General features: G+C 60.6%; 19 protein-coding genes and 1 riboswitch. Of the genes, 8 read left to right on the top strand and 11 right to left on the bottom strand.

The genetic code is table 11. The features are described from left to right. Window positions 1-8: 8 nt before the first annotated feature. From hlyD to waaC, 4 genes are all read right to left on the bottom strand, one after another. Window positions 9-983, bottom strand: coding sequence for a secretion protein HlyD (gene hlyD / locus EAY64_RS15745; protein ID WP_103525689.1), 975 nt, complete (start codon window positions 981-983; stop codon window positions 9-11). 5 nt (window positions 984-988) lie between these two features. Further along, window positions 989-1624, bottom strand: coding sequence for a TetR/AcrR family transcriptional regulator (locus EAY64_RS15740; protein WP_103525688.1), 636 nt, complete (start codon window positions 1622-1624; stop codon window positions 989-991). 126 nt (window positions 1625-1750) lie between these two features. Next, complete coding sequence (waaA, locus tag EAY64_RS15735) at window positions 1751-3007, bottom strand: lipid IV(A) 3-deoxy-D-manno-octulosonic acid transferase (RefSeq protein ID WP_103525687.1); 1257 nt, start codon at window positions 3005-3007, stop codon at window positions 1751-1753. Next, entirely contained in the window at window positions 3004-3966 is a 963-nt protein-coding gene (gene waaC / locus EAY64_RS15730) for a lipopolysaccharide heptosyltransferase I (protein WP_103525736.1), read from the bottom strand. Before waaC ends, waaA begins: the two co-directional genes overlap by 4 nt. Before the next feature lie 496 nt (window positions 3967-4462). Between waaC and EAY64_RS15725 the strand changes: the two genes are divergently transcribed. The 3 genes from EAY64_RS15725 to EAY64_RS15715 all read left to right on the top strand — a co-directional run bounded on the left by EAY64_RS15725 (window position 4463) and on the right by EAY64_RS15715 (window position 6856). Next, on the top strand, window positions 4463-5221 hold the full coding sequence (locus EAY64_RS15725) for a glycosyltransferase family 2 protein (RefSeq protein ID WP_103525686.1): 759 nt from the start codon (window positions 4463-4465) through the stop codon (window positions 5219-5221). Beyond that, on the top strand, window positions 5218-6195 hold the full coding sequence (locus EAY64_RS15720; RefSeq protein ID WP_103525685.1) for an NAD-dependent epimerase: 978 nt from the start codon (window positions 5218-5220) through the stop codon (window positions 6193-6195). Before EAY64_RS15725 ends, EAY64_RS15720 begins: the two co-directional genes overlap by 4 nt. A gap of 163 nt (window positions 6196-6358) precedes the next feature. Next, window positions 6359-6856, top strand: coding sequence for a GNAT family N-acetyltransferase (locus EAY64_RS15715; RefSeq protein WP_226034302.1), 498 nt, complete (start codon window positions 6359-6361; stop codon window positions 6854-6856). Window positions 6857-6881: 25 nt separating this feature from the next. On the opposite strand, the gene EAY64_RS15710 is transcribed toward EAY64_RS15715, so the two are convergent. After that, a complete protein-coding gene (locus EAY64_RS15710) occupies window positions 6882-7556 on the bottom strand; it encodes a hypothetical protein (RefSeq protein ID WP_103525683.1) in 675 nt (224 codons plus the stop codon). 556 nt (window positions 7557-8112) lie between these two features. On the opposite strand from EAY64_RS15710, the gene EAY64_RS15705 reads away from it, so the two are divergent. Then, window positions 8113-9327, top strand: a complete 1215-nt coding sequence (locus EAY64_RS15705; RefSeq protein WP_103525682.1) for a cation:proton antiporter domain-containing protein — start codon at window positions 8113-8115, stop codon at window positions 9325-9327. Window positions 9328-9443: 116 nt separating this feature from the next. On the opposite strand, the gene EAY64_RS15700 is transcribed toward EAY64_RS15705, so the two are convergent. The 4 genes from EAY64_RS15700 to EAY64_RS15685 form a co-directional block, all read right to left on the bottom strand. Continuing rightward, on the bottom strand, window positions 9444-10763 hold the full coding sequence (locus EAY64_RS15700; protein ID WP_103525681.1) for a hemolysin family protein: 1320 nt from the start codon (window positions 10761-10763) through the stop codon (window positions 9444-9446). Between the two features lie 112 nt (window positions 10764-10875). Beyond that, the gene (gene ung, locus EAY64_RS15695; RefSeq protein WP_103525735.1) at window positions 10876-11598 is read right to left on the bottom strand and encodes a uracil-DNA glycosylase; all 723 of its coding nucleotides are present in this window, start codon (window positions 11596-11598) and stop codon (window positions 10876-10878) included. 140 nt (window positions 11599-11738) lie between these two features. Then, window positions 11739-12065, bottom strand: a complete 327-nt coding sequence (locus EAY64_RS15690) for a rhodanese-like domain-containing protein (RefSeq protein ID WP_103525680.1) — start codon at window positions 12063-12065, stop codon at window positions 11739-11741. Continuing rightward, entirely contained in the window at window positions 12065-12724 is a 660-nt protein-coding gene (locus EAY64_RS15685; RefSeq protein ID WP_103525679.1) for a protein-L-isoaspartate O-methyltransferase family protein, read from the bottom strand. Before EAY64_RS15685 ends, EAY64_RS15690 begins: the two co-directional genes overlap by 1 nt. Before the next feature lie 118 nt (window positions 12725-12842). Then, a riboswitch (TPP riboswitch) is annotated at window positions 12843-12990 on the top strand. A gap of 75 nt (window positions 12991-13065) precedes the next feature. Between EAY64_RS15685 and thiC the strand changes: the two genes are divergently transcribed. From thiC to EAY64_RS15670, 3 genes are all read left to right on the top strand, one after another. After that, window positions 13066-14976, top strand: a complete 1911-nt coding sequence (gene thiC / locus EAY64_RS15680; protein ID WP_103525678.1) for a phosphomethylpyrimidine synthase ThiC — start codon at window positions 13066-13068, stop codon at window positions 14974-14976. 372 nt (window positions 14977-15348) lie between these two features. After that, window positions 15349-15801 (top strand): GNAT family N-acetyltransferase, encoded by a 453-nt coding sequence (locus EAY64_RS15675; protein WP_103525677.1) that lies wholly within the window; start codon window positions 15349-15351, stop codon window positions 15799-15801. A 59-nt stretch (window positions 15802-15860) separates the two neighbouring features. Next, a complete protein-coding gene (locus tag EAY64_RS15670) occupies window positions 15861-16175 on the top strand; it encodes an EthD family reductase (protein ID WP_103525734.1) in 315 nt (104 codons plus the stop codon). A gap of 74 nt (window positions 16176-16249) precedes the next feature. Here EAY64_RS15670 and EAY64_RS15665 read toward each other — a convergent pair whose 3' ends face one another. Next, on the bottom strand, window positions 16250-17461 hold the full coding sequence (locus EAY64_RS15665) for a winged helix-turn-helix domain-containing protein (protein WP_103525676.1): 1212 nt from the start codon (window positions 17459-17461) through the stop codon (window positions 16250-16252). A 122-nt stretch (window positions 17462-17583) separates the two neighbouring features. On the opposite strand from EAY64_RS15665, the gene EAY64_RS15660 reads away from it, so the two are divergent. Further along, window positions 17584-17817 (top strand): DUF2789 family protein, encoded by a 234-nt coding sequence (locus EAY64_RS15660; protein ID WP_103525675.1) that lies wholly within the window; start codon window positions 17584-17586, stop codon window positions 17815-17817. Window positions 17818-17924: 107 nt separating this feature from the next. Here EAY64_RS15660 and EAY64_RS15655 read toward each other — a convergent pair. Next, window positions 17925-18409: methyl-accepting chemotaxis protein (locus EAY64_RS15655; RefSeq protein WP_233566499.1), on the bottom strand; the 485-nt coding region annotated here is incomplete at its 5' end.

Raw genomic sequence — 18409 nt, 5'->3', positions numbered from 1 at the left:
GGCCGGATTCATGGCTGTGCCAGCTTCACCGTTACCGGCATGCCCTGACGCAGGGCGGCGTCCGGCTGGCTGACAATCAGCCGCAGCCGGTAGACCTGGGCGGTGCGCAGGTCGGTGGTTTCCACATTCTTGGGGGTGAATTCCGCGGTGGGTGAGACAAAGCCCACCACCGCAGCATAAGGCTGGCTGCGCCCATCGCGGTAAATCCACACCTTGCGTCCCGGCTGGGCCTGGCCCAGTTGTGGCTCGGCCACATAGGCACGCACCCATACCGGCTGGCTCAGCGACAGGGTGAGTACGGTGCTGCCGGCAGCCAGCATGCTGCCCGGCTCCACCGCCCGGGTGAGGAGGATGCCGTTGGCCGGCGCGCTGAGCACGGTATCGGCCAGTTGCAGGCGGGCAGCCGCCAGCTGCGCCTGGGCACGTTGGACATTGGCGTCCACCTCGGCCACTTCCTGCGGCCGGTAGCCCTTGCTCAGTGCCTGGTATTGCTGCTGCGCCGCCTGGTACTGCGCCTGCGCCTGATCATGGGCAGAACGGGCGGCATCCAGTGCCTTGACTGCCGCAGCACCACTGCCGGCCAGCTCTTGCTGGCGCTGCCAGGCAGCACGGGCATCGGTCAGCACCGCCTGGCGGGCATCCAGTGCGGCGCGGGCCTGGGCCACGTCTTCGGCCCGGTAGCCCTGATGCATCATCGACTGTCTGGCCTGGAGTGCCGCCAGTGCCGCGGCGGCATCGGCCACGGCATTGCGCTGTGGCGCATCGTCCAGCCGGCCCAGCACCTGTCCGGCCTTGATCTGTGCTCCTTCGTCCACCTGCAGTTGCTGCAAGCGCCCGCCCACGCGGAAAGACAGGTTTACCTCGCGGATATCCACATTGCCGGACAACACCAGCTCAGCGGCCGCCTGCTGCTGTTGCCACCACAGATAAGTACCACCTGCCAGCAGCAAAAGGGCAATGCCGAACAGTACACGCTTGTTCATGTGAATCACTCCTGGCTACTGAGGCCCTTGAGCGCCCAGTGCAATCGCTGTTGCAGATGAGCCGGTTCCAGCGCATAGCTGGCCAGCGCTTGTTGCAGCATGTCCGGTAACAGGGTCTTGCCGCTGCTCATTTGCTGCAGCAAGACCGGAAACCCCAGTGCCGACATCAGGAACATCAGCTGGTGCATGGGTGGGGCCTGGCCTATCTGCCCAGCTTGCTGTGCCTCTTGCAGGCATTGCAGCAATAGCTGGGGATGACGTGGCGCCAGATTGCGGATGAATGCCAGCACGGCGGCCTCGCCCGAGCCGGCATCCAGCAGTAGCTGGCTGATGAAGCCGCGCTGCTCGCGCAGGAAATCCATCAGTTGCAGCAACATGGCGGACAAGCGGCTGAGCGCTGCGCCTTCTTGCTGCTGCACTGCCTGCAATTGCTGGTAGAGCGGCACATACCAGCACTCCAGCAGTTCGGCGGCAAATTGCTGGCGACTGCCAAAGTGATAGACGAAGCTGCCGGGGTTCACCCCGGCCTGCTGGCAGACACCGCGCACGGTCAGCTGGCGCAGGCCGTGCTGACGCATCAGTTGCAAGCCATGTTGCAGCAGCAGGGTACGCGTGGGATGCAGGGCGGGTTCATTGTTCATGCCTTCAATTTATACATGCGTATAAAAATGGCAAAACAATATTTACTGCTTGTTGATGCAAAACAGGAAAAAACCTGTGCCGCGTGGCGGGAGGGCAACAGCGGCCAGCTTACCGCCTATGGCATATCACTGTGGAAGACGGGCTTGCAGCAGGGCAACAATACGCTGGCTGGCGCCACGGTGGGCGGCGGTAAAGGCCTGCGCCGCCTTGCTCATCTGCTGGCGGCGCGCAGCATCCTGCAACAGGCTGAGCGCCTGGATCAGCAGCTGGTCGGCATCAGCCACCTGCAGGGCGGCACCTGCCTGCAACGCCAATTCACTGGCCTGGGCAAAATTGAACATGGATGGGCCAAACAGTACCGGCAAGCCCAGGCTGGCTGGCTCGATCAGGTTCTGGCCACCCAGCGGCAGCAGGCTGCCGCCGACAAATGCCACATCGGCACAGCCGTAATAGGCAAACAGCTCGCCCATGCTGTCGCCCAGCCACAGGCTGGTGTCGGCAGCAAGGGCAGCGTTGTCGCTGCGCCGCTGCACGGCCAAACCCATGTCTTGCGCCAGTGTCGCCACCGCGTCGAAGCGCTCGGGGTGGCGCGGCACCAGTACCAGCAGGGTATGGCCGACATTTGCCTGCTGCCAGGCTTGCAAGATCAGTGCTTCTTCACCGTCACGGGTACTGGCGCAGATGAAGACCGGGCGCTGGCCGATGCGCTGGCGGAAAGCCAGCGCCAGCGTCTGCATGGCGGTGGGCGGGGTGAAATCGTATTTGGTATTGCCACAGACTTGCGGCTCAATTGCACCCAACTGTTGCAAACGTTCAGCATCTTGCGGGCTTTGCGCGGCAACAGCAGTCAAACTGCGCAGGGCTGGCGCAATCAGGCCCTGAATGCGGCGATAGCCGCGCAATGATTTTTCCGACAGCCGGGCATTGGCCAGAAACAGCGGCACCCCTTGCTGCTGGGCGGCATGCAGCAGATTGGGCCAGATTTCGGTTTCCATCAGCACGCCAAAGCGCGGCTGCCAGCAGGCCAGAAAATCACGCACCGCAGCGGGATAGTCGTAGGGCAGATAGCGTACTTCGGCATCCGGATAAAGCTGGCGCGCGGTGTCGCGGCCGGTGGGCGTCATCTGCGTCAGCAGCAGCGGTGCATCCGGCCATTGCTGGCGCAGCGCCTGGATCAGTGGCAGGGCGGCGCGGGTTTCACCAACAGAAACCGCATGAATCCAGATGGCGCCGGTGGCCTGTGGCGTGCGGGCTGCACCGAAACGTTCGTCCCAGTGCTGCAAATAGGCAGGCGCCTTGCGCGCCCGTTTTTTCAGATAGCGACGGATCAGCGGCGTGGCCGCCCACCATAACAGCGAGTACAGCCCGCGCCGCCAGTTCATGCCATGTCCTTGCGCGCCAGCAGGGCCTGCATCACCTCATCCACCGCCGGGCATTGGCCGATGCCGCCCAGATTGGTGGCCCAGGGGGTTTCCACCACGCCGGTCTTGCTGGGGTCGGTATCGGTATAAATGGCTACCAGCGGCACATTCAAGGCATTAGCCAGATGCGACAGGCCGGTATCCACCCCGATCACCGCACGGGCATGGCCGAGCAAGCCACAGGCTTCGATCAGGTTCATGCGTGGTGCCACCACGGCCTGCGGCATGGCGGCGGCCAGCCGCTCAGCCCTTTGCTGTTCGGCAGCATTGCCCCAGGGAATGATCAATTGCAGGCCATGCTCTGCAGCAAGTTTTTCACCAAGCGCAATCCAGTGCTGTTCCGGCCATTCCTTGGATGCACGGCTGGTGGCATGCAGCAATACGGCGTATTCCCCTGCCGGCAGCCACTGCGGCCGCAGCGCCGCTGGTACGCCAAATTGCGGAGTGCCTTGCGACTGGTAGCCAAATACCTTGGACAGCAGCAAGCGACAGCGCTCGACCGCAGACAAGGACCAATCCACCCGGTGGGTTTTGTCATACAGCAGGCAGGCCAGCGGTTCGCGAATGCTCTGGCGGTCGTAACCGGTCAGCGGGGCAGCGCTGAGCTTGGCCGGCAGCGCACTTTTCAACAGCCCCTGGCAATCCACCACCAGCTCCCAGCGGGTGGCACGCAGCTTGCCGCGCATGGCCTTGATTTCTGCCCAGGTGGCTGCGGACAGCAGGTTTTTGCGCCAGCGCCGCCAGGCCAGGGTAATGACTTCATCCACCGCCGGGTGCAAACGGGCGATGTCAGCGAAGTTTTCCTCGGCCAGCCAGCTGATACGAAGGTTGGGGTAGTGCGTTTTCAGCTCGGTAATGGCAGGCCAGGTGTGGATAAGGTCGCCCATCGACGAGGTACGCACGATCAGTACGTTCATCATGGCGCGCATTGTAACCGAGCGTCGCTGTGGTTAACCACGTAAAATCCACAGGCAGCATTTGTGGATAAGCCGCTGTGAATAATTTCGCTCATATTTATCCACAATCTGCCAGCCCTCCCGCCACCCGATTAATCCCAGTGCCATCAACAGGGCAAGCTACTGAACAGATAACGGTTTTTCAGGGTTATCAACAGAAAAGCGCTGCTCTCATTAGTCTCTTCATAATAAAATTGGGCTTAAGATAACTAATCAGGACACGACAAAAATGCGTATGCACAGACCGGCTTGGTCAAGTCTCTGACAGCATGTGGATAAACCCGGTCTGCAGCACACTGCCAAAGTTATCCACAAAGGATCATGTCTTCAGTCATGCGCTGACCAACAACTTTCAATCTGTAATAAATCATTGAATAAACTGGTAAATAAGGACTTATCCACAGCAAGTGGGCCTCTTCTACTAGTTTCTTCCATATACATATGGGAATAACAAGAAAAGATGCGAGAACCGCTCAGCGTTGTGCTCATCACCAAAAACGCCGCTGTCCAGCTGGAAAAAACACTGGCCAGCGTGCAGTGGGCTGATGAAATCGTGGTGGTGGATTCGGGAAGTACGGATGAAACCGTGGCGATAGCTTCTGCCTATAAGGCAAAAGTTATCCACCAGGACTGGCTGGGATTCGGTCCGCAGAAGCAATTTGCAGTCGCTGCTGCCAGTCATGACTGGGTATTGTGTCTGGATGCAGACGAATGGCCATCGCCAGAATTGGTATTGCAAATCAAAGAGATACTGAACAATCCACAGGCAGCTGCCTACCGCTTTGCCCGCAGCAACCGTTTCATGGGTCGTTTTCTCAAGCATGGCGAAGGCTATCCGGACTGGAGCTTGCGCTTGTTTGATCGGCGCCGTGCTCGCTGGTCGGACGACCTGGTACACGAGACGGTGCAGACGGATTGCCCGGTGGAAAAACTGTCCGGCGACCTGATGCACGAGTCGGGTGAAGACATCGCGCTGTATCTGGCCAAGCAGAACCGCTACACCAGCCTGCAGGCGGAATTACTGTATAAACGCGGGAAAAAGGCGGGATGGGCCAAGCTGGTGTTCAGCCCGCTGCTGCGCTTTGCCAAGTTTTACCTGGTACGCCGTGGTTTTCAGGATGGTTTGCCCGGTCTTGTCCACATCAGCATTGGTTGCTTCAACAGCTATATCAAATACGCCAAGCTCAATGAGCTACATCGTTTGGGAAACAGGAAATGAAGATTTTGCTCACCGGCGTGGCCGGTTTCATTGGCCGGGCCGTGGCCGAACGCCTGTTGCAACAGACGGGAATCGAGGTGGTGGGGGTGGATAATCTGAATGATTACTACCCGGTGAGCCTGAAACAGGCCCGCCTTGCCACGCTGGAGGGCCGTGACGGCTTTCGCTTCGTGCCACTGGACCTGGCTGACTGGACGGCGCTGAACGCGCTGTGTGGGGCGGAAAGCTTCGATTACGTGATTCATCTGGCAGCACAGGCCGGCGTGCGCTATTCCATCGACAATCCGCATGTCTACGCCCAGAGCAATCTCGTGGGCATGACCAATGTGCTGGAAGCCTGCCGTCGTCACGCGGTCAAGCACCTGGTGTATGCCAGCTCCAGCAGCGTGTACGGCCAGAATGCCAAGGTGCCGTTTGCCGAGGACGACCGGGTGGATGCACCGGTGAGCTTTTATGCCGCCACCAAGAAGGCCAACGAGGTGATGGCGCACAGCTATGCCCACCTGTATGAGCTGCCTTGTACCGGCCTGCGCTTTTTCACCGTGTATGGCCCGTGGGGGCGACCGGACATGGCGCCATGGCTGTTTACCGAGGCCATCCTGCAAGGCCGGCCGATCAAGGTGTTCAACCACGGCCAGATGCATCGCGATTTCACTTACATCGACGATATTGTCGAAGGCGTGGTGCGGGTGATGCAGCATGTGCCAGTGGCAGGCAAGGGCCAGCCGCCGTATGCGCTGTTCAATATCGGCAATCACCATCCGGTAGCCTTGCTGGATTTCATCGGCAGCATCGAAGCCGCCTGCGGCCGGGCAGCGGTTAAGGAGTACTACCCGATGCAGGATGGCGATGTGCCGGTGACCTATGCCGATACCAGCCGGCTGCGCGCTGCCGTGGGTTTTTCCCCGGACACACCGCTCCAGACCGGCATGCAGGCCTTTGTCGACTGGTATCGCGCCTACCACCAGTGCTGAAGAGCATGATCTGGCCACTTGCTGCGGCGTAGAGGCGCTGTGACGCGCTGCTGGCGCTTTTTTGCCATACCGGCTGGTCGGGATGGCTGGCGCAGCGTGGCGGGTGGTTTACGGGCCGCTTCTGGCCAGGTCGGTTTTTCAATCGCGAATGACAGGGACTGCCATGCAGATACGCCCCGCGCTTGGCACGGATGTGGCCGCGCTCCAGCAACTGATACTGAACGACGGGCCGAATGACTGGAATTATTTGCCGGCTGATGGCGTGGCGGCGACGCTGCAGCAATTGGCGGCGGGCCAGGTGCAGGGCTTGCTGGCAGAGCAGCAAGGCAGGGTGATCGGCGTCATGCTGTTTGCCTGTGACGACCCTTATCCGCAGTACCGTCCGGCCGATATCGCGCCAGCGCAGGCGGCTTTTCTGATCGAGGCGGTGATCAGCCGCGACTGTGCCGGGCAGGGCCTGGGCAGCCGGCTATTGCTGGCGGTATGTGCCGTCTTGGCTGAACAGGGTTGTGGCTGGCTGTGTGCCGACCGCCATCAGGAAAATGCCGGCTCGGCCGGGATGATGCGCAAGGCGGGTTTTGCCGAGCTGGGCAGTTATCCGGACAGCGAACGGCGCTGGAGTGGTTCGCGCCGTACCACGGTGTGTGGCCGCCGTTTGTAGCCGCCACGAACTGGCTCAGCCCCGTTCAGTACAGCTTGGCATTGAGACTGAATACCGCCTGCCAGCCGGCGGTGTGCTGCGCTTGCTGATCGGCCATCCAGCGCGAACCGGCGCCGACATCCAGCGACCAGCGCGGGTTGAGGGGATGGTTCAGCATCAGCAATAGATTGCTTTGCTCCAGGTGGCGGCCATTGCCATCGGCCTGATGCCCCAGGCTGCTGGCGCGTTGGGTATCGGCCAGGCTGCCCCAGCCCAGCAGGCTGATGCGCTGGTTCTGCCAGTTACCCAGGGTGATGTCCAGATTGAGCAATAACAAGCTGCCCGGGCTGGCATGACCCAGCCGGTCGGCATAGCCGATGGAGATCGACCCATCCTGCGGCAGATCCAGCCCGTAGCGCGCCACCCCCATCCAGTGGCTGGAGTTGGCCCCCAGCTCCCACTGGCTTTCATTGGCCGCTGCCAGTGATACCCAGCCGCCAGGAGCGGGCAGGCCGACACCGGCTTCGCCTTCCTGCACAAACAGGCTGCCATAGGGCGTATCGTGGCGCAGATCGATATTCGGCTGCAGGCGGGAGCCGCTGCCGGCACTGGTCTGGTAGACATTGCCGGCCAGGCTGAGCGTCATGCTGCGTACCGCTTCCTCGGCCAGGCAAGGCTGAGCGAGCAGCAGGATGGGCAACAGGGGAAGAATACGGGCCATGGCGACTCCAGGGGCAGGGTGATGAGACTTGATTCCGGCTGCATGGAAACCATTTTCCGCGGCCAGCTGTCGTTGTCGGCAGAGAATACGCCGAGGCTGCCTTCCTGCAAACCGCATGGCGCTTGTTTGCAGGTGCGCGCGCCAGGGTGAGACAAGGCCAAAACAAGCGAAAATAACTGGGCAAGCGGAGTTTGCCTGGCATCAATGTGCATTCGGCAGGCCTTGTTTACGCCCGGGCACCGCCGGCCATGACCAGTCTCTACCGTCATCCATTCCCGCAGCCTGCACCCGCCATTCCCCCCGCGATGGACACTTGCCATACCGACGCACATATTTTTTTCCACCCAGCCACGCCGGATGGACCGGCTGGCATAGCGGTGCGCTCAAGCTGATGAATTCATGTCGTAATTTGTAGTTGCCTGCTGGCCGGAGGCTGTGAATTTTTATGCATTATTAATTATTTGTGTTTTTTAATACAAAATTCAATATTAAGCGGAACTACCACGACTTTTTTGCTATCAGTCATTGCATCAAGACTTTGCCGGAGGGCTGCGCCATGCTTCATCATTCGCCCCTGATTGCCACCATTGTCGGCAGTCTGGTGTTTGCTTTCATGCTGGGAACGCTGGCTTTCCGCCTGCGCCTGCCGCCGTTGATCGGCTATCTGTGTGCCGGCATCGTGGCCGGCCCCTTCACCCCCGGCTTTACTGCGGACGGCCAGATTGCACCGCAACTGGCCGAGATGGGCGTCATCCTGCTGATGTTCGGCGTCGGCCTGCATTTTTCGGTGCGCGATCTGCTGTCGGTCAAGGCCATTGCCTTGCCGGGAGCCATCGGCCAGATCCTGCTGGCCACCGTGCTGGGGCTGGGCATGTCGCAGCTGTTGGGCTGGCCGCTGGGCGAGGGCGTGGTATTCGGCCTGGCCTTGTCCACCGCCAGTACCGTGGTCTTGCTCAAGGCCTTGCAGGAAAAGAATCTGGAACAGACGGATGACGGCAAGATCGCCATCGGCTGGCTGGTGGTGGAAGACCTGGTGATGGTGCTGACGCTGGTATTGCTGCCGATCTTTGCCGGGGTGTTGGGCGGCAAGGGTGCGGCCACCGCCATCAGCGGTAGCGCGGTACTGTGGACCATCGTGCTGACGCTGGGCAAGGTGGCGGCTTTTGTGGCGCTGATGCTGGTGTTTGGCCGCCGTTTCATTCCGTGGATGCTGGAGCGCATCGTGTATACCGGCAGCCGCGAGCTGTTCCGGCTGGCAGTGCTGTCCACGGCGCTGGGCGTGGCTTACGGCGCGTCCTTGCTGTTTGACGTGTCGTTTGCGTTGGGGGCTTTCTTTGCCGGCATGGTGCTGGCCGAGTCACCGCTCAGCCACCGTGCGGCAGAAGAATCGCTGCCGCTGCGCGATGCCTTTTCCGTACTGTTTTTCGTGTCGGTCGGCATGTTGCTCAATCCAAGCGTGCTGTTGCACAACTTCTGGGAAGTGCTGGGCACGCTGCTGATCATCGTGGTGGGCAAGTCGCTGGGGGCTTATGGCATTGTGCGCCTGTTTGGCCGCAGCCCGGCCACTGCGCTGACCATTGCCGCCAGTCTGGCGCAGATCGGCGAATTTTCCTTCATTCTGGCCGGCTTGGGCATTGCCTTGGGTTTGATGAGCGAGCACAGCCATTCGCTGATTCTGGCCGGTGCCATTCTGTCCATCCTGCTTAATCCGCTGCTGTTTGTCTGGACCGAGCGCTATCGCCAGCGCCAGCAGCAGGCGCTGGATGGCTGAGCCTGGGGGGCTGACAACATAGCGTAGCCTGCCTGGGGCAAGGCGGGCCGCCGCAGACAGTACAAAGAGTAGGGCAAGGAGGCGCAAGGCAGGAGCGGGGGTTTGGTTAGCGGGTCTTAGTTGTCGTTATGCTCGAGCCGGCTGGAGGGCAGCCGGCACAGCATGATCTTGTCCACCCGGGTCTTGTCCATGTCCACCACTTCGAAGCTGAAGCCCTGCCAGTCGAAGCGGTCGGTTACCGCCGGTACCCGGCCCAGCTGATACATCATCACGCCGCCCAGGGTGTGGATATTGCCGGTGTCTTCACCCGGCAGCGGCTCATCGATATCGAAATACTGGCGGAAGGCATCCAGCGTCACCATGCCATCCAGCAGATAGCTGCCATCCTCGCGCTGCACGATGTCGTCGTCTTCACCGATGGCATGAATGGATGGCAGATCGCCCACCACGGTTTCCAGCACGTCATTCATGGTCACCAGGCCTTCCAGCTCGCCGTATTCGTCCACCACCAGTGCCAGATGCGTACGCGCCAGCTTGAATTGCTCCATCAGCTGCATCAGGCTCACCGTGGCCGGGATGTAGAGCGGGATCTCCAGGTCAGCGATGAAATCCACGCTCTGGCCAGCCAGCACCCGGTCCAGCATGCGTTTGGTGTCCAGAATGCCCAGCACATGCTCCATGCCGCCCTTGCATACCGGAAAACGGCTGTAGCCGTGTGCGATCAGCAGCTGGCGGTTATCGTGCTGCTGGTCTTCGATATCAATGGAAACGATGTCCTTGCGCGGCGTCATCACCGCCGCCACCTTGCGGTCATCCAGCCGGAAAATGTTTTCCACCAGCTCCTGCTCGGTACGGTCGAACACGCCTTCATCCGCCCCCTGTTCCATCAGCACGCGGATTTCTTCTTCGGTAATCGATGGCTCGCTGCTCTTGCGTGCGCCGATCAGCCGCAACAGGGTATCGGTCAGCCGTGACAGCAGGCGCACCAGCGGAGCGGCGGCACGCGACAGCAGCAACATGGGCGGTGCCAGGGTACTGGCGATGCCTTCCGGATTGAGCATGGCCAGCCGCTTGGGTACCAGCTCGCCAAAGATCAGCGACAACATGGTGATGGCGGCCACCATCAGCGCCACCGACAGCGGTTTGTTGTAGGCATGCAGTTGCGGCAGGTTCAGTTCCAGCCAGTCGCGCAGGTGATCGGACAGCGCAGCTTCGCCATACACCCCGGAAAAAATGCTGATGCTGGTGATGCCGATCTGTACGGTGGACAGGAAGCGGGTGGGTTCTTCCGCCAGCCGCAGCGCCGAACGCGCACCGCGACGGCCTTCTTCAGCCCATTGTTGCAGCCGTATCTTGCGTGAGGACACGATGGCGATTTCCGACATGGCAAACACGCCATTCAGCACAATCAGAACAAACAGGAAGAAAATATCCACGATGCGGGAGAGGCGGGAAGATAACCCCTGCTAGCTTAGGGCAATGCGGCGCGGCTGCAAAGCAGGGTTTTGCTGAGCAAGCTTGCCGCAGCAACCCCACTTTGCCGGCGGCTCAGAACAGGCTGTTCTGACTGGCGGCGGGCATCCAGTGAATCGTGCCGCGGCCATGGGCGGCCAGCCAGGCATTCACCTGCGAGAAATGACGACAGCCGTGAAAGCCGCGGCTGGCTGACAGGGGAGAGGGATGGGCGGCGGTCAGCACCAGATGACGGCTGCTATCGATGCGCTCGGCCTTGGTCTGGGCCCAGTTGCCCCACAGCAGGAAGACGCAGCCGGGATTTTTCTGATTGACGGCGTCGATCAGCGCGTCGGTCACCGCTTGCCAGCCCAGCTTGCCATGGCTGCCGGCCTTGTCCATTTCCACGCTCAGCACACTGTTCAGCAGCAGCACACCCTGTTCGGCCCAGTGCGTCAGATCGCCGCTGGCCGGCATGCCGCCACCCAGGTCTGCCACCAGTTCCTTGTAGATATTGCGCAGGCTGGGCGGGATACGCACGCCGGGCGGCACGGAAAATGACAGGCCCATGGCTTCGCCCTGACCGTGATACGGGTCCTGGCCCAGGATCACCACCTTGATGTCGGCCGGCGCCATGGTGCGCAGGGCATTAAAGATGTTGGCGCGCGGCGGAAACAGGGTTTTGCCCTGGGCAGCTTGCTGGCTGAGCTGCTGATCAATCTGTACCAGACGAGCAAACACGGCGGGTGATTTCAGCACATCCTCCCAGGCGGGATGGACCGGAGCCAGGGCAGGAGCAAGATATTGCAGTTGTTTCAGACTCAAGACAGATACCGTTTCGGATTGGTTTTGCTGCGTTTTTGGACGCAGGCAGCAGGGACAAGTTGCAAAACAAAAGCCATTCCGCGAGGGAATGGCCTTGTCAGGGTACGGCTTGCCGGCAGCGAGGGCTGCTGATCTCAATAATGGGCCATGGCCGGATCTACATCACAGGCCCAGGCTTCCACTCCACCACGCAGGCTCAGCACCTGCTCGAAACCGGCATTGGCCAGATACAGGCCCACCTGATAGCTGCGTACGCCATGATGGCAGACAGTGACGATGGTCTGGTCGTCCGGCAGCTCGCTCATGCGCAGCGGTATCAGGTTCATCGGAATGTGCAGTGAGCCCGGAATGCGGGCTAGCTGCACTTCCCAGTCTTCCCTTACATCCAGCAGCACGGGCTGTTCTGCGCCGGCATCGGCCAGCCACGCCGCCAGATCGCTGGCGGTGATTTCCCGCAGCATCAGAAAACGAAGCGTTCCGGCTCGATGGCTTCTGCCTTGGCCAGACGGGAAATACAGGTTTCAAACAGATTGGTTTCGCTGAAGGCGGATTCGCCCACACGCTTGATCAGCTTGCAGCTCATCACCGGCAGGTCGCCGACCACCACGATCATGCGGCCACCCACGGCCAGCTGGGCTTTCAGGCTTTCCGGTACCACCGGCAGCGAACCACCGACCACGATCACGTCGAACGGTGCCTGTTCCTTCAGGCCATCCAGACCATTGCCTTCCACCAGGGTAACGTTGCCGATGCCGGCCTTTTTCAGGTTGGCCGCAGCGGTTTCGCGGGTGGCGGCGTTGATTTCCACGCTATAGACATGGCGGCCCAGCTTGGCCAGCAGGGCGGTAAGGTAACCGGCACCGGTGCCGACTTCCAGCACCTTGTCCTGCGGCTGTACCGCAACATCCTGTGCCAGACGGGCTTCCAGCTTGGGCTGCAGCATCTTGCCACCGTGCGGCAGCGGCAGTTCGGTGTCGACAAAGGCCAGCTGGCGCTTGTCGGCAGCGACGAAGTCTTCGCGTTTCACGTGAAACAGCAGGTCCAGAATTTTCGGGTCAAGTACGTCCCACGGACGAATCTGCTGCTCGACCATGTTGAAACGGGCATTTTCAAAATCCATCAGCTTACTCCGAAGGGCTGGCTGCCAGAGCGGGTGTGCCGCATTGCGGAAAACCTGACTTCATGGGCAGCGTGTCATGACGATAACTTGCGATTATCCCACATTTACCTTACCTTCACAGCATCGCTAGGGGTCCTGTGTGATCTGTTATGGCCTTGATATTCCTGTGGGATGACAAGAATAGGCCATTCATATTGCACGGGTGAGAAATACCCTTGGAACCTGACCCGGTTAATCCCGGCGTAGGGAAGCGCAATCTGCATGGTCCCACCCCCTTTCCTTGCAGCCCGGTTCGCCGGAATTCCGCTCCTTGCGCCGTTTCATCGCATGGAGGAAACCCGATGAACGCGCCTGCAAAACTGAATGAACAGATGGTGGTCGATACCGCCGCCATCCAGCCCCTGCCCAATTCCCGCAAGATCTACGTCGAAGGCAGCCGTCCGGATATCCGCGTGCCGATGCGCGAAATCAGCCAGAGCGACACCCCCACCCAGTTTGGTGGCGAGGCCAATCCGCCCATCTATGTTTACGACACCAGTGGCATTTATTCCGATCCGGCAGCCAATATCGATATCCAGAGCGGCCTGCCCGCCTTGCGTGCCGACTGGATTGCCGAGCGCGGCGATACCGAACAGCTGGCTGGCCTGTCCAGCGAATACGGTCGCGCCCGTGAAGCCGACAGCAAGCTGGACGAGCTGCGTTTCAACCTGAAGCGCAAGCCACGCCGTGCGCTGCCCGGCCAGAACGTCAGCCAGATGCACTATGCGCGCCAGGGCATCATCACGCCGGAAATGGAATACGTCGCCATTCGCGAAAGCCTGAACCGCAAGGCCTATATCGAGAGCCTGCAGGTGGCTGGCGGCAAGAATGCCAAGCTGCTGGAACTGATGACGCGCCAGCATGCCGGCCACAGCTATGGCGCGGCACTGCCGGAGGAAATCACCCCGGAATTCGTGCGTCAGGAAGTAGCCGCTGGCCGCGCCATTATTCCGTGCAACATTAACCACCCGGAATCCGAACCGATGATCATCGGCCGCAACTTCCTGGTGAAGATCAACGGCAATATCGGCAATAGCGCGGTAACGTCGTCCATTTCCGAGGAAGTGGACAAGATGACCTGGGGCATCCGCTGGGGTGCCGACACCATCATGGATTTGTCCACCGGCAAGAACATCCATGAAACGCGCGAGTGGATTCTGCGCAACTCGCCGGTTCCGATTGGCACCGTGCCCATCTACCAGGCGCTGGAAAAGGTGAATGGCAAGGCCGAAGACCTGACTTGGGAAATCTTCAAGGACACGCTGATCGAGCAGGCCGAGCAGGGTGTGGATTACTTCACCATCCACGCTGGTGTGCTGCTGCGTTATGTGCCGCTGACCGCCAATCGCATGACCGGCATTGTGTCGCGTGGTGGTTCCATCATGGCCAAGTGGTGTCTGGCCCATCATCAGGAAAACTTCCTCTACACGCATTTCGAAGAAATTTGCGAAATCATGAAGGCCTACGACGTGGCCTTCAGCCTGGGTGATGGCCTGCGTCCGGGCAGCGTGTGGGATGCCAATGACGCCGCGCAACTGGGCGAACTGAAAACCCTGGGCGAGCTGACACAGATTGCCTGGAAACACGATGTGCAGGTGATGATCGAAGGCCCCGGCCACGTGCCGATGCAATTGATCAAGGAGAATATGGACAAGGAACTGGAGTGGTGCCATGAAGCGCCGTTCTACACCCTGGGCCCGCTCACCACTGATATTGCACCTGGCTACGACCACATCACTTCCGCCATTGGCGCGGCACAGATCGGCTGGTACGGCACCGCCATGCTGTGCTACGTCACCCAGAAGGAGCACCTGGGCCTGCCCAACAAGGATGACGTCAAGGAAGGCATCATCACCTACAAGCTGGCGGCACATGCGGCTGATCTGGCCAAGGGTCACCCCGGCGCGCAGATTCGCGACAACGCCTTGTCCAAGGCCCGTTTCGAATTCCGCTGGGAAGACCAGTTCAATCTGGGCCTGGACCCGGACAAGGCGCGCAGCTTCCACGACGAAACCCTGCCCAAGGACAGCGCCAAAGTGGCGCACTTCTGTTCCATGTGCGGCCCGCATTTCTGTTCGATGAAGATTACCCAGGATGTACGCGAATTCGCTGCCAAGCAGGGCATCAGCGATGAAGCAGCATTGCAGAAGGGCATGGAAGTGAAGTCGGTGGAGTTTGTGAAGGGTGGAGCCAAGCTGTACGACAAGATCTGATTTTATCCACAGCCTTGATATCCACAGGTTTGAGCAAAACGGCAGCTGCGGCTGCCGTTTTTCATGGCTGCGCTTTATCCACAGCATTCAGACCAGCAGGCAGATTGCGGGCGGCTGAGCGCGATGACAGCCCCTAGCCTGCGCGACAGGCTGCTGTGTCTGTGGGTAAGTTAAAATCCATTTTGTTTCATCAACTTGCCGAACAGGTACACGCTGTGGATAAACGGCAGATTATCGGACTGCTGTGGATAAGATGAGCCGGCATAGTTTTCCTGACTACTGAAAGTGGTTCCATGTTGTCGCGGGCCATTGGCTCTGCTCATGGGGCCATAAGCCGTGCAGCATGAAGGCTGGTCCATCAAGGAGTTTGTCATGTCGCAGACTGTTCACATCCGTCCGCTTGCCGCTGCTGATTTTGCCGCCTGGCTGCCACTGTGGCAGGGCTATCTGGATTTCTACCACAGCAGTCAGAGCGAGGCGGATACCGCCATCACCTGGCAGCGTTTTCTTGACCCGGCCGAGCCGATGCAGGCCTGGCTGGCCTGGCAGGGCGAGCAGGCGGTGGGGCTGGTACATACCGTATTGCATCGCAGCAGCTGGACGCCGGGCAATTACTGTTATCTGCAGGATTTATTCGTACAGCCGGAGGTGCGCGGCACGGGTGCCGGGCGGGCCTTGATTGAGCAGGTGTATGCCTATGCGGCGGATGTCGGCTGCAGCCGGGTGTACTGGCTCACCCATGAAAGCAATGCCACCGCGCGCCAGCTGTACGACCGGCTGGCAGATAATCTGGGCTTTATCCAGTACCGCAAGCAGGTTGGTTGAAACTGGAGCGCGGGTTGCGATGCGATTATGCTGATGCCCTCACCACCAAGGACATGGTCATGATCAACGTCAGCATTCTCTATCCGTATAGCGCTACTGCCCGTTTCGATTTCGACTACTACCTGCAGCAGCACATGCCGCTGGCCAGCAAGCTGCTGGCCCCGGCCTTGCTCGACATGCGGGTGGAGAAGGGCATCAGCAGTAGCGAACCCGGCAGTACGCCCAACTTTACTGCGCTGTGCCAGCTACAGTTCGAATCGGTCGAGACATTTTTGGCGGCCTTCATGCCGATAGCGGAACAACTGCAGGGTGATATCGCCAATTACACCGATATCACGCCGCAGATCCAGTATAGCGAAGTACTGCTGGGTTAAGACCCGATAACCAAACCCCCGCTCCAGCGTTGCGCCGCCTTGTTCAGAGAGGCCAAGCTATCTGTCAGCCGGCACTAAGCCGCGTGCAGGACGGCTGACAGTTCGCTCGGTCCCTGCTGCAGCACCAGCTGCGGCGTGCCATGCCAGGCGGCCAGTTTGCGCAACATGGCGGCCAGATCCTGGCATAGCTGGGCAGTGGGCTTGATGCCTGCTTCCAGATACAGCGCCTTGATTTCGAATACCCCCTGCTGGCGATGGGCCTTGGCGTCCATGCGCCCCACCAGCCGGCCACGGCTGAGCAGCGGCAGCACAAAATAGCCAAACTGGCGCTTGGCCGCCGGGGTATAGCATTCGATGCGGTAATCAAAGCCGAACAGCTCGCTGGCACGCTTGCGATCCCACACCAGCGGATCAAAAGGCGACAGGGCGGTGCTATGGCCGGATTTGAGCTTGTTTTCGGCCGCCAGTGCCAATTCGGCCTGCAGGCTGTGATGGACAAACACATCATGCTGCCAGCCCTCGATGCGGGCCGGAATCAGCTCGCCGGCATCGGCCAGCTGGTGTAGCAGGGCATCGTACTTGCCCCGTTTGAGCCGGTAGTAATCGGCCACCCAGCCCGCCTTGACCACGCCCAGTGCGCGGCAGCTATGGCGCACCATGTCGCGCTGCGCTTCTGCCAGGCTGGGCAGGTCGCGTGCGTCGTCCCAATCCGGCATCACCCGTTCTGCCACATCGTAAACGCGCTGAAAGCTGCGTCGCTCCTTCACCATCAGCTGGCCCAGGGTGAACAGCACTTCCAGATGGCGCTTTTCCGGCTTCCAGTCCCACCAGCCGTCACCCTTGCCGGCGCTGCGCTTGAAATCGGCCGAGCGCACCGGGCCGTGTTGTCTGACCTGTTCCAGTATCGTGTTGACCGCATCCTGATGTTGCTCCAGCCAGCGTTGCGGGTATTTCCAACCCATCTGGGCCGGATCCCGCATGCGGTGGCGCAGCAGGCGGTAGTCTTCGCGCGGGACGAAACAGGCTTCGTGCGCCCAGTATTCGAACAGCTGGCCACTGGCGAGCGCAGCATCCAGCCAGGCCGGGTCGTAATGGCCCAGCCGGCTGTACAGCACCAGATAGGGACTGCGCGCCACCACGCTGATGGTGTCGATCTGCAATAGCGCCATGCGGCGAATGGCGCTCATTACGTCGAGCGGGGCGGCCTTGCGCCGTGGCGGGGCCAGTAGTCCCTGGGCGGCCAGATGCAGCAGGCGGGCTTGTGGCAGGCTGAGATGCTGGGTCATGGTGTGGGCAGACAGGAGACAGGACCGATGACTATAGCAAAGCCACTGCGCTTGTCGATTGCACTGTGTTCCGTTCCGCGCCATCCTGCAGTACTGCATCAGGAGCAAGAGGAAAAATAACGATGGATACCGGCAAGCATCAGCTGGAGCAGCTGTTTGCCCAGCTTGGTCTGGACAATGATGTCACGGCAATAAAAGTGTTTCTGGCACGTCACTGGCTGGAGCCGCAACAGGCGCTGGCCGATGCGCCATTCTGGAGTGTTGCCCAGGCAGATTTCCTGCGTCAGGCCCTGGCCAGTGACGCGGAATGGGCCGAGGCGGTGGATGAGCTGGCCGCATTGCTGAGCCAGAAATAGCCTTTGGCTGCAGTAGCACAACGCGGCTAGCACCCGTTAACGGTGCTAGCCGCGTTTTTGTTGCCCGTACGGTTTTGCCGCGGGAGCGAGCGCCGTCTATGCGGTGATTAGCCCGGCGTGGGCAGTCCCTGGCGGGCGAAGGCCAGCCGGCCCGCAGGCTGGCCAGGTGGCTGCTGACTGGCCTGGCCGGACTGGGGCAGGGTGAAGTAGCTGATGGCTGCCTGCAGCTCGTGCGCCATCTGCTCCATGGCACCGGCCGAGCTGGCGGTCTGGTTGGCGGCGGTGCTGGTTTCTTCCGACATCTGCGCCACCTGTTCCACATTGCTGGCGATCATGGTGCCGGCCGCCTGCTGTTCGGCCAGCGCTACCGAAATGGCTCCCACCGATTGCTTGATGCGATTGACATTGCCGTTGATGCCGCTGACGGTATCGCGGGCCTGGCCCGCCTGGCGCAGCCCGGTTTCCATGCGTTCCACCGTGGCGTGCACATTGTTGATGACCAGTTCGCTGCTTTCCAGCATCTCGCGGATCATGCTGCTGATTTCGGTGGTGGACTGGCCAGTGCGCTCGGATAGCTTGCGCACCTCGTCGG

Source organism: Aquitalea palustris, from assembly GCF_003693445.1.
GTDB lineage: Bacteria > Pseudomonadota > Gammaproteobacteria > Burkholderiales > Chromobacteriaceae > Aquitalea > Aquitalea palustris.
This window is presented reverse-complemented; position numbering and strand designations above follow the sequence as displayed.